Origin of the sequence: Nocardioides sp. NBC_00368 (assembly GCF_036090055.1) — a bacterium.
Taxonomy (GTDB): Bacteria; Actinomycetota; Actinomycetes; order Propionibacteriales; family Nocardioidaceae; genus Nocardioides.
The window spans coordinates 5,473,453-5,486,152 of sequence record NZ_CP107970.1; the positions used below are offsets into that span (position 1 = coordinate 5,473,453).

Sequence of the window (12,700 nt, forward strand, 5' to 3'; positions counted from 1 at the left end):
CGGCATGACGTTCTGGGCAGTGATCCCCGCTGGTGGTGCCGGCACCCGGCTGTGGCCGCTCTCGCGGTCCTCGGAGCCGAAGTTCCTGCGCGACCTGACCGGCCACGGACGGACGCTCCTGCAGGAGACCTACGACCGTCTCGAGCCCGTCTGCGACGGCATCATGGTGGTGACCGGCGCGGTCCATGAGCGGGCGGTGTGCGAGCAGCTGCCGGAGGTGCCGCACGACGCGATCCTGGCCGAGCCGAGCGGGCGCGACTCGATGGCCGCGATCGGCCTGGCTGCTGCTTTCCTGGAGCGCCGCGACCCGGATGCGGTCATGGGTTCCTTCGCCGCCGACCACGTGATCCGCAACGTCGACAACTTCCACGAGACCGTACGCAGCGCCGCGGCCGTCGCCGCGGACGGCTGGCTGGTGACGATCGGGATCTCGCCGACGTTCGCCTCGACCGCGTTCGGCTACATCGCCGAGGGCAAGCAGCTGGACGGCCACCCGGGTGCCTTCCTGGTCGATGAGTTCGTCGAGAAGCCGTCGGCAGAGGTCGCTGCCGGCTATCTCGCGACCGGTCGCTACCGGTGGAACGCCGGGATGTTCGTGGTCCGCCCCACTGTCCTCCTCGACCTGCTCGCGGAGTCGGACCCCGGCTTCACCGACCGGCTGCGGGCCATCGCCGCCGAGCCGTCGCGACTCGAGGAGCTGTGGGAGACGCTGCCGAAGATCGCGGTCGACCACGCGGTCGCGGAGCCGGCCGCGGCTGCGGGGAAGGTCGCGACGGTGCCCGCCGACCTCGGCTGGGACGACATCGGCGACTTCGACTCGCTCGCGACGCTGCTCCAGGCTGCCACCACGGCCTCGCCGGAGGGCCCCACGATCCTCGGTGACGACACCCTCGTCCACGCCCTCGACTCCACGGGCCTGGTCGTGCCCCACTCCGGCCGCACGATCGCCCTCATCGGCCTCGAGGACATCGTCGTCGTCGACACCGACGACGCCGTCCTGGTCACCACCCGCGCCCACGCCCAGCAGGTCAAGAAGATCGTCGCCGCCCTGAAGGACTCCGACCGCACCGACCTCACCTGACGCGCCTCCGTCGGTCGAGCCGCCTTCGCCTAGGGGCTCCGGCGGCTCGACCAGCGGATATGAGAGACGGCCGCCTCCCCGAAGGGAGACGGCCGTTTCGTACGTCCTGGGGGCCAGGATCACATGGCCTGGGCCTCAGGGCTGGAGGTGTAGGGGTACTTCTGCATGAAGTCCTTGATCGCCTCGCCGGAGACGCTCTCGCAGTACTGGAAGACGCCCTTCTGGGTGGAGGCCTCGGTCGGGTTGGCCGGGTCGGCGGACCAGTGCGTCATCGCGATGTGGGTGCCCGCGGGGAACTCGGTCTTCTTGTCGCCGGCGACCGCGGTCTCCTTGGCGTCCGCAGCGGTCCACGGGGCCGCGATGAACTTGTAGCGGAAGTTGGAGGTGCCGGCGAACTTGTCACCGATCGCGCGGAGCGTGTTCAGCTCGTCCTCGGAGACGGTGTCGTCGTACCACACGATCGTGTAGCCGTGCTCGAGGTTGTGCACCAGCGCCTCGAGGTCGGGACGGTCGGCCGCGCTGTAGAACTTGCGCGACATGTCGGCCGGCGCGACGTTGGCCTCGTTCCAGTGCGGGCCGAACGCCGGGGGAGCAGTGGTGTAGGTCTGCTCGGTGCCGGTGGCGATGTGGTTCTGGTTGCCGTCGGCGGCCATCTCGGTGATCTTCTGGCAGCCAGCGGCCTTGGTGCTCTTGCCGATGTCCTGCAGTGCGACGTCGTCGTACTTGCTGGTCTTGAAGAAGTCCGTGATCGGACCCCACGCGGCGGCACCCACGATCACGAGGGCGATGACGACGCAGACACCGACGATCGCCGCACCACGGACGCGCTCGGCGCGGCCCTGCTTCTTGCGGATGTCGTTGATGACCGCACGGCGGTCTTTGTTGAGCGACTTGTTGGCCACTGTTCGGCGTACCTCGGGTCTTTTGTCGGGACGCGCAGATTCTAGGTGGTCAGTGGTAGCAGAAGGGAAGTTGCCCCGTGATTAATCTTCGCGCGCTCGCATCGCCAGCCGTGCGCGAAGGCCAGCGTGGCGACCACCGCAGGGTCGGCTCCGTCCACGCGGAGCCCGTCCCCGTGCGCCACAGGGGCGGTCCCGGTGACCTCGGCGACGGCCGCGGAGAGCTCCTCGACGCTCGCCGGAGCACCGAACGGAGCCTGGTCCTCGGTGGCACCCTTCAGTGCGCGTACAACGGCCTCCCGGGCCCCGAAGCCGAAGAAGTCCGATCCCTCCGGGCGGATGAGCGCGCTCGCCCCGGGTCCGTCGTCACCGGGCTCGCGGACCAGGTCCGGGCGGCCGCGCAGGACCGCGAACGGCCGCGCGCCCAGCTTGCCCTGGGAGATCTCGGCCGCCGAGGCGATCTCGTCGACGACGGCCGGCGCGGTGACGACGAGGTCGTTGCCGTAGGCGTCGACCTGGCCGGCGAAGCTCTCCAGCACCTCGAGCCCGGCGGCGCCGATCGCGATGTCGGTCTGGCCGTCGCGCCAGGCCCGCCCGGCGGTGTCGGTGATGATCACGCCGACGTTCGCGCCGGTGCGGTCGCGGAGCGTGGCGCGCAGGGCGCGAGCGGAGGCGTCGGGGTCCAGCGGCAGCAGCACGATGTGGCCGGCCTCGACGTTGGAGGCGTCGATCCCGGCAGCGGCCATCGTCAGCCCGAGCCGGCTGCGTACGATCTGGGTCGGCCCGCGCCGGGCCACCACCCGGGTCGTCTCGCCGGGGAGCGCGTCGTCGCGGATCCCCTCCCGCACCTGGCCCTCGGCCTTGGAGACCACCTTCGAGGTGACCACCACGATGTCGCCGTCGACCAGGCCGGAGTCGAGGGCGTCGAGGAGCAGAGCGGCGAGGTCGTCGCCCTTCCGCACCTCGGGTACGCCGTCGGGGGCGGTGACGGTGATGCCCCGCCCGTCCATGGACCCCGTCATCGGGTCACCAGCTCGACCGCGGCGGCGGCGATGTCGGCGGTCGCGTCCTCGGAGGACATCCACAGCGGCACGGCGGCCGCCTTCAGCCCGGATTCGGTGAGAGAGGCGACGGCGCCGGCGTCGGCGGTGTCGACCAACCAGCCGTCGAGGACTCCGCCAGCGCCCCGCGTCCCATAATGCAGACCGACTCCGGCGGCGGTCGCGTCGACTCCGATGGCGGCCAGCATCTGCTCCGCCATGCCGCGTACGTGATGACCGCTGATGATCGGCGAGATCCCGACGACCGGGGCCGAGGTGGCCACCAGCCCCTCCCGGATCCCGGGCACTCCGAGGATCGTCCCGATCGAGACGACCGGGTTGGACGGGGGCAGGATCACCAGGTCGGACTTCAGCAGCGCGTCCATCACCCCGGGGCCCGGCTTCGACTCGTCCTGCCCCACGAAGATCAGCTTCTCGACGGGCACGCCGGCCCGGAGGCGTACCCAGTATTCCTGGAAGTGAACGACCGAGAGACCGCTGGGTGAATTCTCGTCCTTGACCGCCACATGGGTCTCGACACGGTCGTCGGTCATCGGCAGCAGCTGCACCCGCTCGTCCCATACAGGCTTCAGCCAGCGTTCGCACAACGCGGCGGTGACCTGCGACAACGGAAACCCGGCCTCGAGCATCTGGGTGCGCACGAGGTGGGTGGCGATGTCACGATCGCCGAGGCCGAACCAGGTGCCGGGCACGCCGTAGGCCTCGAGCTCCTCCTTGATCGACCAGGTCTCGGCCTTGCGGCCCCAGCCGCGCTCGTGGTCGAATCCGTTGCCAAGGGTGTACATCACCGTGTCGAGGTCGGGGCAGACCTTGACACCGTGCATCCAGAGATCGTCGGCGGTATTGGCGATCACGGTGACCCGGGCATCTTCCCTAATGCCTGGGACGCGGCCGGCAGAGATGCCGTGGAGGAGCCCGGAGATGAACTTCGAGCCACCATGGCCGCCGGAGAGAACGGTGATGTCACGCATGGTCCTAGCCTCTCAGACGAGGGCCAGCGCCCCTGCTCCAGCCGGTGCGGAAAGCCTGTGTTAGTGCAGCCCCCTCGACAAGCTCGGGACACCGCCTAGCAGATTTGAGGGTTGACTTGTGGCACCGACAGGCATGTAATTTCATCAGTGTGATTCGAAACTGAACCGGGGACCGTCAGCGCTGGAGACAGCGCCAGGAAATCTCGGGAAAATTTCGAACAGGAACTGCATCAAAACCTCGACCTCGGTCGTAACAGAGGCAGTTCCCGCAAAAAACGGGGGGATCGGTTACCTGCCGATGGCATGAGGTGACTGGCCCGAATTGGGGTCACGGTCCCGAAAACAAGCTGAATAGGGTCGAAAGGTCGGAAAGACGATGAGAGAGCTGTTTCTCCTCGAGCCGGACACCGACGAAGGGGGCTGGCAGGAGCGCGCCCTGTGCGCGCAGACGGATCCGGAGGCGTTCTTCCCTGAGAAGGGTGGATCGACTCGGGAGGCCAAGAAGGTCTGCCAGACCTGCGAGGTGCGCCAGGACTGCCTTGAGTCTGCTCTGGGCAACGACGAGCGCTTCGGAATCTGGGGTGGACTCTCCGAGCGGGAGCGCCGCAAGCTGAAGAAGCGCGCAGTCTGAGGCAATAACCAAGCACGAGCCAGCAAGGCCCGGACCGTCAAGGTCCGGGCCTGCTGTCTTGTTTTGCCGATTGCTCCGCAATCCACGTCCTTTGTCGAGGGCTCCGCAATCCACGTCGCAGAGCCCATGGGACGCCGATCATGCCCAGGGGGATATCGCCGATCGCCCGACAGGTCCATTCGGTCTATCACCAGATGGGCACTAGGGTTGCCGATCGTGCAAGCGTCGGTCGCCCTCGTCCTCGTCTCTCATAACGGCGCCGGCTGGCTTCCCACCGTCATCGACGGGATCCGGAACCAGCAGGCTCCGGTGAGCTTTGCCGTCACGATCGACACCGGCTCGACCGACAGGTCGGTCGAGATTCTCGAGGAGACCTTCGCCCAGGTCGTCCAGATGCCCGCGTCGACGACCTTCGCCGACGCGGCGAACGAGGCGCTGGCGATCCTGCACCAGGCGGCGCAGCCGCCGGAGTGGATCTGGTTCCTCCACGACGACTCCACCCCCGATCCGCACGCGCTGGCCACGCTGCTCAACGCCGCCGAGGAATACCCGGAGGCCGACATCCTCGGCCCCAAGATCCGGGAGTGGCCCTCGCTGCGCCGGATGCTCGAGCTCGGCGTCTCGATCTCCGTCACCGGAAACCGCGAGACCGGCCTGGAGCGCGGCGAGTACGACCAGGGCCAGCACGACGAGGTGCGCCGCGTCCTGGCCGTCAACACCGCCGGCATGCTGATCCGCCGCGAGGTCCTCGAATATCTCGGCGGCTTCGACAAGCACCTCCCGGTCCTCGGCACCGACATGGACCTCGGCTGGCGGGCCGCCAACGCCGGCTTCACGACCATCGCCGTGCCGGACGCGGTCGTCTTCCACGTAGAGGCGGCCCACCGCGGCGTACGCAAGACGCAGCTGACCGGACGACGGATCCACTACCAGGAGCGACGAGCCGCGCTCTACACCCTGCTCGTCAACGGCCGCCCGGGCACCCTGGCGCTGTGGATGGTCAGGTTCTTCTTCCAGACCTTGTGGCGGATGCTCGGCTTCGTCCTCGTCCGTGACCCCGGGGCGGCCCTCGACGACCTGGCCGCGCTGGGCTGGATCTATGGCCACACCGGCCAGATCATGCTTGCCAAGCGGCGCCGCCGGAAGCAGGCGCACGCCGACAAGGACACCGTCAAGGCCCTGCTGCCTCCGCCGTGGCTGCCCTACCGGCACGGCCTCGACTTCGTCTCCGACGTCGCCACCGCGGTCACCCTGCAGGCCTCCGACATCGCCGAGCGACGCCAGATGGCGCAGGCCGAGGCCGATCCCGCTTCGTTCGCCGCCAAGCGGCAGGCCGAGCGGGCCCAGCTGGAGGAGGACGAGATCCCGGCCGAGACCGGCTGGCTGGTGCGTCTGTTCACCAACCCGGTCGCGGTGCTCCTGGTCCTCGTCGGCATCCTCGGCGTGATCGGGGCTCGCGCGGCGCTCGGCGGCGTGGCCGGCAGCGGCCTCGGTCCCACACCCCAGAACGTGGGCGACTGGTGGCAGCTGCAGTTCCAGTCCTGGCACGCGATCTCGCAGGGCACCGGTGTGCCCGCTCCGCCGCACGTCTTCCCGCTGGCTGTGCTCGCCACGTTCCTCGGTGGCAAGCCGAGCCTGGCGGTCGCCGCCGTGATGCTGCTCAGCTTCCCGATCGCGCTCGGCGGCGCCTGGCGGCTGCTGCGGGTCGCGGGCCGGCTGATCAGCCACCTCGGCGCCCCGCGCTGGCTGCTGCTGTGGGGTGCGACGGCCTACGCGCTGGTTCCCTACGTCAGCGGTGCCTTCGGCGACGGCCGGATCGGTGCGGTCGTGGTCGGCGCGCTGCTGCCCTGGCTGGCCCACGCCGCGCTCGGGTTCAGCGACCCCGTCGCCGACCGCCGCTGGCGGGCCGGCTGGCGCACCGGTCTGCTGCTGACCATCATCACCGCGTTCGCGCCGATGGCCTTCCTCGTCGCGGCGGTCTTCGCGGCCGTCATCTTCATCGCCGTACGCCGGCTGATGCCCGCCGTGCTCCGCGACCGCGACCAGTGGGGCCCGCCGACCGCGGCCATCGCGACGCCGGTCGCCCTGCTGATCCCGTGGTGGCTGCCGTTGATCTTCTCCGGCGGCTGGGCCGGGCTGCTGCTCGACCCGGGCCGGCTGCCGGCCCCTGCCGCCGGCGGCTTCGACCTGCTCGTGGGCCGTCTGACCGGGCTCGACGGCGCCGACCTCGGCGCTCCGTGGTGGCTGGGCCTGGCGCTGCCGCTGCTGGCGGTGCTCGCACTGATCCCCAGCCGCACCCGCATCCCGGTCCTGGTCTGCTGGATCGGTGCGGTCGCGACGGCCGTCGTCACGATGCTGCTGTCCTGGATCCCGGTCCAGCTCGACGCCGGCATCGCCCGGGTCGGCTGGGGTTTCCCGCTGGTCGCGATCCAGGGCTTCGCCGTGGTGGCTGCCGTGCTCGGGGCCCAGGGCGCCATCCTCGACGGCCTGAGCGGACTGCGGAAGGTCATGGTCGGCGCGGCGGCCGCGGTCGCCGGGGTGGCCGTCGTCGGCAGCCTCGGCTGGTTCGTCTACGCCGGTTCCGGCGACCTCACCGACAACACCCGTGCGCTCGGCCACACGGGCGTGCCGTCCTACATGCTCGACCCGACCTCGACCACGCTCGGACCCGAGGACGGCGTCCTCGTGCTGCGCGGCTCGGTCGACGAGGGCATCCGCTACGCCGTCCTGCGCAACGACGGGATCACCCTCGGTGAGGACGAGATCGCGCAGGTCGCCGGTGGCGCCGACGAGCTCACCGGGGTCGTACGCCGTCTCGCCGCCGACCCCGACGACGCGGTGATCGGTGACCTGGCCGCCCAGGGTGTGGCCTACATCGTGATGCCCGGTCCGGCCGACTCCTCGGTCGCCGAGGGGATCGACGCCTCCGGCTCGGTGACCCAGGCGAGCACCGTCGAGCGCTCGACGCGTGCCTGGCTGCTCGACTCCGAGCCGAGCGACCCGGGCGTGACCGAGTCGCAGTCCATCATCCGTACGATCCTGTTGGTCCTGGCCGGGATCGGGCTGTTCGTGGTCCTGGTCCTGTGCCTGCCGACGCTGATCCAGAGGAGGGAGTCGGCATGAGCCATTCACGTGACCCCTACGACCGCTCGAACGAGCCGCAGGCCGACGACGTCTACGGCCAGGAGCCGTGGATGCTGGACCCCTACGCCGATCCCTACGCTGCGGGTCAGCCGGCTCCGGAGGGCTACACCCCGGAGCAGCTCTACGCCCAGGAGCCCTACGTGCCCGGCCCGGAGACGGGACAGATGCTCGCCCAGACGGGCTACCCGCCGGCGTACGAGGGCGAATATCAGACCGGTGACTATCAGACCGGCTCTTATCAGACCGGCGCCTATCAGACGGGTGAGTTCCAGGGTGCCTTCGAGCCGGAGTTCGAGGACTGGCCGACCGCCGACGAGATGCGGACGGGGGAGCCGGAGCCTGAGCCGGAGCGCGCCAAGGGCGGTCGGATGGCGGCTGCCGCTGCGGCAGCGGCCGCTGCGCGACCCCGGCTGCGTCGCGTACGCAGGCAGCGTGGTCGCCGCCTCGACAACACCGCTCTGGTGGCACTTGGCCTGATCGGCGCGATGGCCGTGGCGCTGCTGCTCAACCGGCCCCACCAGTGGGAGCAGCCGACGCTCGCCGCCGACAGCAGCGCGCCCAAGGCCGCCACCGTGGTGTGTCCCGGCAAGCCGAAGTCGGGTCAGGACCAGCTCTCGGTCACCAACGCGGCCGACGGCTCCGGAGAGGTCTCGCTCGGCGGCCCGGGCGCGGGCAAGGGTGCCCAGACCGTCGCGGCATCGGGCAAGGTGACCACCGCATCCGTCAAGCCCGGCTCGGTCGTGGTCAAGGCGGGCAAGGAGGTCGCCCCTGGCCTGGTCGCCGGACGCTCGACGGCCAAGCCGCTCGCGGCGACCGGCTGCGTCGCCCCGCAGGCCGAGGCATGGTTCCCCGGCGTCGGCGCCGGCGCCACCCACAACTCGGTCCTCGAGCTCACCAACCCCAACAGCGGCGCGGCCACCGTCGACATCTCGCTCTACGACGAGAAGGGCGTGGTGGCGGTCCCCGAGGACCTGCGCGGCGTCGCGATCCCCGGCAACACCACCCGCACCTTCGACCTGCTGCACGTCATCCCGCGCAAGGGCGAGCTGTCCCTGAAGACCACGGTCGTACGCGGCCAGGCCGGCGTGATGGTGCGTGACCGCGCCGTCGCGCTCGAGACAGGGGCCACGAAGGAGGACTACTTCCCGGGGCAGTCGACACCGGCCGAGACCAACCTGCTGGTCGGCTACCCCAACAACTCCGCGAGCCGCACGCTCACCGTCGTCAACCCGGGTGACGCCCAGGTCAGCGCCGAGCTGCGCCTGCTCACGCCGAAGAACGTGCTCACCCCGGAGGGCGCTCCGGAGATCAGCGTGCCGCCCAACGGACAGGCGCAGGTCGACCTGACCAAGCTGCTCGGCAAGGACAGCGCCGACGACGCCTACGGCGTCGAGATCGTCGCCACCGGACCGGTCACCACCGCGATGCGCTCGGTCGACCGCGGCGACGTCGCGATCACCACCGCCACCGAGACCATCTCGAAGGCGACCGCGGTGGTCGTCCCGGCCGGCCCCGGCGTCGGCAAGAAGCGGGTCGTGATCGCCGGCCCGGTCGCCAAGACGGGGAGCAGCGGCACCGTCAAGATCGTCCCGATGACCGCGAAGGGCAAGGCGCTCAAGGCCAAGTCCGTCGAGGTCGGTTCCGGGCTGGGTGCCGAGATCGACGTGCCCGCGGAGGCGGCGCTGATCCAGCTCGTCCCCGAGGGTGTCGAGGTCAATGCCGCCGTGGTGATGAGCGGGGAGGGCGATGCGGTCGTCCCGTTCCGTCCGCTGCGCTCGGAGGTACGCACCGCCGGGGTTGCGCCTGGGTTGCCGTTGCCGTTGAAGCCCTGAGTCCTTCTTTTCAGGGCGCAATGGCCTCTGCGTTTTGTGGTTGGTGTTTGCCGCCGACCCGTTACGGAGGGTGTTCTCAGCGGCGTCCGGAGTCAAGGACGGCCTGCGGCCGCCGGCTGACGCCGGCCGCTTCGCGGTCCTTGACACCGGCCGTCGCTGAGAATTTTGGCTGGTTATCGGGCCGGCGGCAGGGGTGTGGCGCGGAGATGTGGGTTGGGCAGGGGCTTGGGATCTGGAGTGAACGAATTTTCGTTCACTGCTGTTGCCACGCCGCCCAGGGTGGCTGAGTCCGTGAAAGAAGACTTTCTTTCACCTGGAGGAGGTTGGGCGGGTTGGTGGGGTGAACGAATTTTCGTTCACCGTGGGGCGTCTACCTCCCGAGGGCGACTGTCTCCCGGCCACACTGGGGCCGCCGCCCCTGATAGCCAGCCAAATCTTTCTCGACGTGGTCCGGTGTCAAGGATCGCCGAAGGCGACCGGCGTCAGCCGGCGGCCGCAGGCCGTCCTTGACTCCGGGGCAGGTCGAGAAATACTCGAGGACAGGGTCGGCGGCCCAGACCAGCCCCAAAATCTCAGTACCGAAGCGCCGGTAGCGAGACGCCGACTCGCCCGCGCCCTCAGGGCTGATAGCGAGGATCGACATCCTCGGCGTCGATCCCGAGCAGGTCGGCGACCTGCTCCACCACGACCATGAGCACCATCGCCTCGACCTCGGAGCGCGTGTGGCAGCGGTGCTCGATCGGCCGCCGGTAGATCACCAGGCGCGCCGGGTCTGCGCCGGCGCCGCGCTCCAGCGACCCGAGCGGGATGTGGTCGTCGACGGTCCAGTCCTTGGGGATGTCGGGCGACTCCTCGACGGCGTACTCGATCAGGCCGAGCCGTGACTGCCAGCGACCGTCGATCTCGGTGACGATCGCGAGCGCGATGTCGTCGAAGCGCTCGCGCCGGGTGCGCAGGACCGGCACCTTCGGGTCCGGCGGGACGGCGATCGGCCCGCGTCGTCCACGGCCGTGTCGATCCCTGTGCCTGGTCATGTACGCGAGCCTAACTGCGCGGCTGGCGTCAGGGGAGTACGGTTCACTCGTGACTGCTCGTCGTTGTTCGCGTACCGCCTGCCAGCGCCAAGCCGTCTGCACGCTCACCTATGTGTACGCCGACCAGACGGCCGTTCTCGGCCCGCTGGCCACCTATGCCGAGCCGCACGCCTACGACCTGTGCGAGGAGCATGCCGAGCGCCTCTCCGCGCCCAGGGGCTGGGAGGTCGTCCGGCTGGCCCGTGAGCCCGTCGACCCGCAGCCCAAGGGCGATGACCTGCTCGCGCTGGCCGACGCCGTCCGTGAGGCCGCCCGGCCGCCGGCTCCCGCCCCGCGAGGACCGGCCGGCACCACCGGACAGGACGAGACCAACGGGTCCGGACCGGACGACGGCCAGCCCCGCTCCGGGGGCACCCGTCGCGGCCACCTCCGCGTGCTGACGTCCGAGTAGGACGACTAGAGTTCCGGACATGCCGGAGAGAGTCGACCCCGACGTCGCCAACGCCGTGTTCAAGGCGTACGACGTCCGTGGCACCGTCCCTGACCAGATCGACGAGAATCTCGCCCGACTCGCCGGGCGGGCCTTCGTGCACGTCGTCGGCGCCCGCGGCGGCGAGATCGTCGTCGGCCACGACATGCGCCCCAGCTCGCCGGCGCTCTCCGGAGCCTTCGCCGAGGGTGCGACCGAGGCCGGTGCCGACGTCACGATGATCGGGCTGGCCTCGACCGATGAGCTCTACTTCGCCTCCGGCCACCTCGGCCTGCCGGGCGCGATGTTCACCGCCAGCCACAACCCGGCGCAGTACAACGGCATCAAGCTGTGCCGGGCCAACGCGGTCCCGGTCGGCGCCGAGAGCGGGCTCGACGAGATCCGCGACCTGGTCATCTCCGGAGCGGCCCCGGTCGCCGAGGTCGCCGGCAGCATCAGCGAGACCGACGTGCTCGAGGCGTACGCCGCCCATCTGCTCTCCCTGGCCCCGGTCAAGGGTCGCCGGCTCACGATCGTCGCCGACGCCGGCAACGGCATGGCGGGCCACACCGCGCCCGCGGTCTTCGGCCGCCTGGGTGAGGAGGCGGTCGAGCTGATCCCGATGTACTTCGAGCTCGACGGCACCTTCCCCAACCACGAGGCCAACCCGCTCGACTCGACCACGTTGGTCGACCTGCAGGCCAAGGTGCGCGAGACCGGTGCCGACGCCGGCCTGGCCTTCGACGGAGACGCCGACCGCTGCTTCCTGGTCGACGAGCGGGGCGAGGTGGTCAGCCCGAGCGCGATCACCGCTCTGATCGCCGAGCGTGCCCTCGCCCAGGAGCCGGGCGCGACGATCATCCACAACCTGATCACCTCCCGCGCCGTCCCCGAGATCGTCACCGAGCTCGGCGGCACGCCGGTGCGCACCCGGGTCGGCCACTCCTACATCAAGGCCGTGATGGCCGAGTCCGGCGCCGCCTTCGGTGGCGAGCACAGCGGTCACTTCTACTTCCGCGACTTCTGGCGCGCCGACTCCGGCATGCTCGCCGCGCTGCACGTCCTCGGCGCCCTCGCCGAGACCGATCAGCCGCTGAGCGAGCTGCTGGCTGCGTACGCCCGCTACCCGATGAGCGGGGAGATCAACTCCACCGTCCCCGACCAGGCCGCCACCGTGGCCGAGATCGAGAGGGCGTACGCCGGGCGTGACGGTGTCACCGTCGACAAGCTCGACGGTCTGACCCTCTCCCACGCCGACTGGTCCTTCAACGTCCGCGCCTCCAACACCGAGCCGCTGCTGCGGCTCAACGCGGAGGGCAAGGACACACTCACCATGGAGCGCGTGCGCGACGAGGCGCTCGCGATCATTCGAAAGGAATCCGACTGATGAGCGCCCTAGGCCTGAGCGAGAAGCTGCTCGAGATCATCGTCTGCCCGCAGTGCCACGGCGACCTGCTGCCCGTCGAGGCTGACAGCGAGCTGGTCTGCCAGGGGGAGTGCGGCCTGGCCTATCCCGTACGCGACGGCATCCCCGTCCTGCTCATCGACGAGGCCCGACCGACCAAGAGCGAGTGAGGC

The 12,700-nt window shown here is 70.1% G+C and carries 11 protein-coding genes; 7 read left to right on the plus strand and 4 right to left on the minus strand.

Going from position 1 to position 12,700, the window contains the following annotated elements:
• Nucleotides 1–4: 4 nt before the first annotated feature.
• On the plus strand, nt 5–1,081 hold the full coding sequence (locus OG984_RS26195; protein WP_328529034.1) for a mannose-1-phosphate guanylyltransferase: 1,077 nt from the start codon (nt 5–7) through the stop codon (nt 1,079–1,081).
• 119 nt (nt 1,082–1,200) lie between these two features.
• On the opposite strand, the gene OG984_RS26200 is transcribed toward OG984_RS26195, so the two are convergent.
• From OG984_RS26200 to cofD, 3 genes are read right to left on the minus strand one after another with little or no spacing between them, the layout of a single operon-like run.
• On the minus strand, nt 1,201–1,983 hold the full coding sequence (locus tag OG984_RS26200; protein WP_328529035.1) for a DUF3105 domain-containing protein: 783 nt from the start codon (nt 1,981–1,983) through the stop codon (nt 1,201–1,203).
• A 41-nt stretch (nt 1,984–2,024) separates the two neighbouring features.
• Nucleotides 2,025–3,002, minus strand: a complete 978-nt coding sequence (locus OG984_RS26205) for a coenzyme F420-0:L-glutamate ligase (RefSeq protein ID WP_328529036.1) — start codon at nt 3,000–3,002, stop codon at nt 2,025–2,027.
• Nucleotides 2,999–4,012 carry a 2-phospho-L-lactate transferase gene (cofD, locus tag OG984_RS26210; protein WP_328529037.1) on the minus strand — a complete coding sequence of 338 codons (1,014 nt, stop codon included), beginning with the start codon at nt 4,010–4,012 and terminating at the stop codon, nt 2,999–3,001. The genes OG984_RS26205 and cofD overlap by 4 nt, the downstream gene beginning before the upstream one ends.
• A 376-nt stretch (nt 4,013–4,388) precedes the next feature.
• Here cofD and OG984_RS26215 point away from each other — a divergent pair, with 376 nt between their 5' ends.
• From OG984_RS26215 to OG984_RS26225, 3 genes are all read left to right on the plus strand, one after another.
• Nucleotides 4,389–4,643, plus strand: a complete 255-nt coding sequence (locus OG984_RS26215) for a WhiB family transcriptional regulator (protein ID WP_008361238.1) — start codon at nt 4,389–4,391, stop codon at nt 4,641–4,643.
• A gap of 216 nt (nt 4,644–4,859) precedes the next feature.
• Nucleotides 4,860–7,766, plus strand: coding sequence for a glycosyltransferase family 2 protein (locus OG984_RS26220; protein ID WP_328529038.1), 2,907 nt, complete (start codon nt 4,860–4,862; stop codon nt 7,764–7,766).
• Nucleotides 7,763–9,619: a DUF5719 family protein gene (locus tag OG984_RS26225; RefSeq protein WP_328529039.1), complete on the plus strand. Its 1,857-nt coding sequence runs from the start codon at nt 7,763–7,765 to the stop codon at nt 9,617–9,619. Before OG984_RS26220 ends, OG984_RS26225 begins: the two co-directional genes overlap by 4 nt.
• Before the next feature lie 617 nt (nt 9,620–10,236).
• Here OG984_RS26225 and OG984_RS26230 read toward each other — a convergent pair.
• On the minus strand, nt 10,237–10,653 hold the full coding sequence (locus OG984_RS26230) for a metallopeptidase family protein (RefSeq protein ID WP_328529040.1): 417 nt from the start codon (nt 10,651–10,653) through the stop codon (nt 10,237–10,239).
• Here OG984_RS26230 and OG984_RS26235 point away from each other — a divergent pair.
• The 3 genes from OG984_RS26235 to OG984_RS26245 are packed head-to-tail and all read left to right on the plus strand — an operon-like array spanning nt 10,652 to nt 12,697.
• Entirely contained in the window at nt 10,652–11,104 is a 453-nt protein-coding gene (locus OG984_RS26235; RefSeq protein WP_442940928.1) for a DUF3499 domain-containing protein, read from the plus strand. The two genes, OG984_RS26230 and OG984_RS26235, sit on opposite strands and share 2 nt — an antisense overlap.
• 19 nt (nt 11,105–11,123) lie before the next feature.
• Nucleotides 11,124–12,509, plus strand: a complete 1,386-nt coding sequence (locus tag OG984_RS26240; RefSeq protein WP_328529042.1) for a phosphomannomutase/phosphoglucomutase — start codon at nt 11,124–11,126, stop codon at nt 12,507–12,509.
• Nucleotides 12,509–12,697: a Trm112 family protein gene (locus OG984_RS26245; RefSeq protein ID WP_141795265.1), complete on the plus strand. Its 189-nt coding sequence runs from the start codon at nt 12,509–12,511 to the stop codon at nt 12,695–12,697. The genes OG984_RS26240 and OG984_RS26245 overlap by 1 nt, the downstream gene beginning before the upstream one ends.
• The last annotated feature ends 3 nt before the right edge of the window (nt 12,698–12,700 follow it).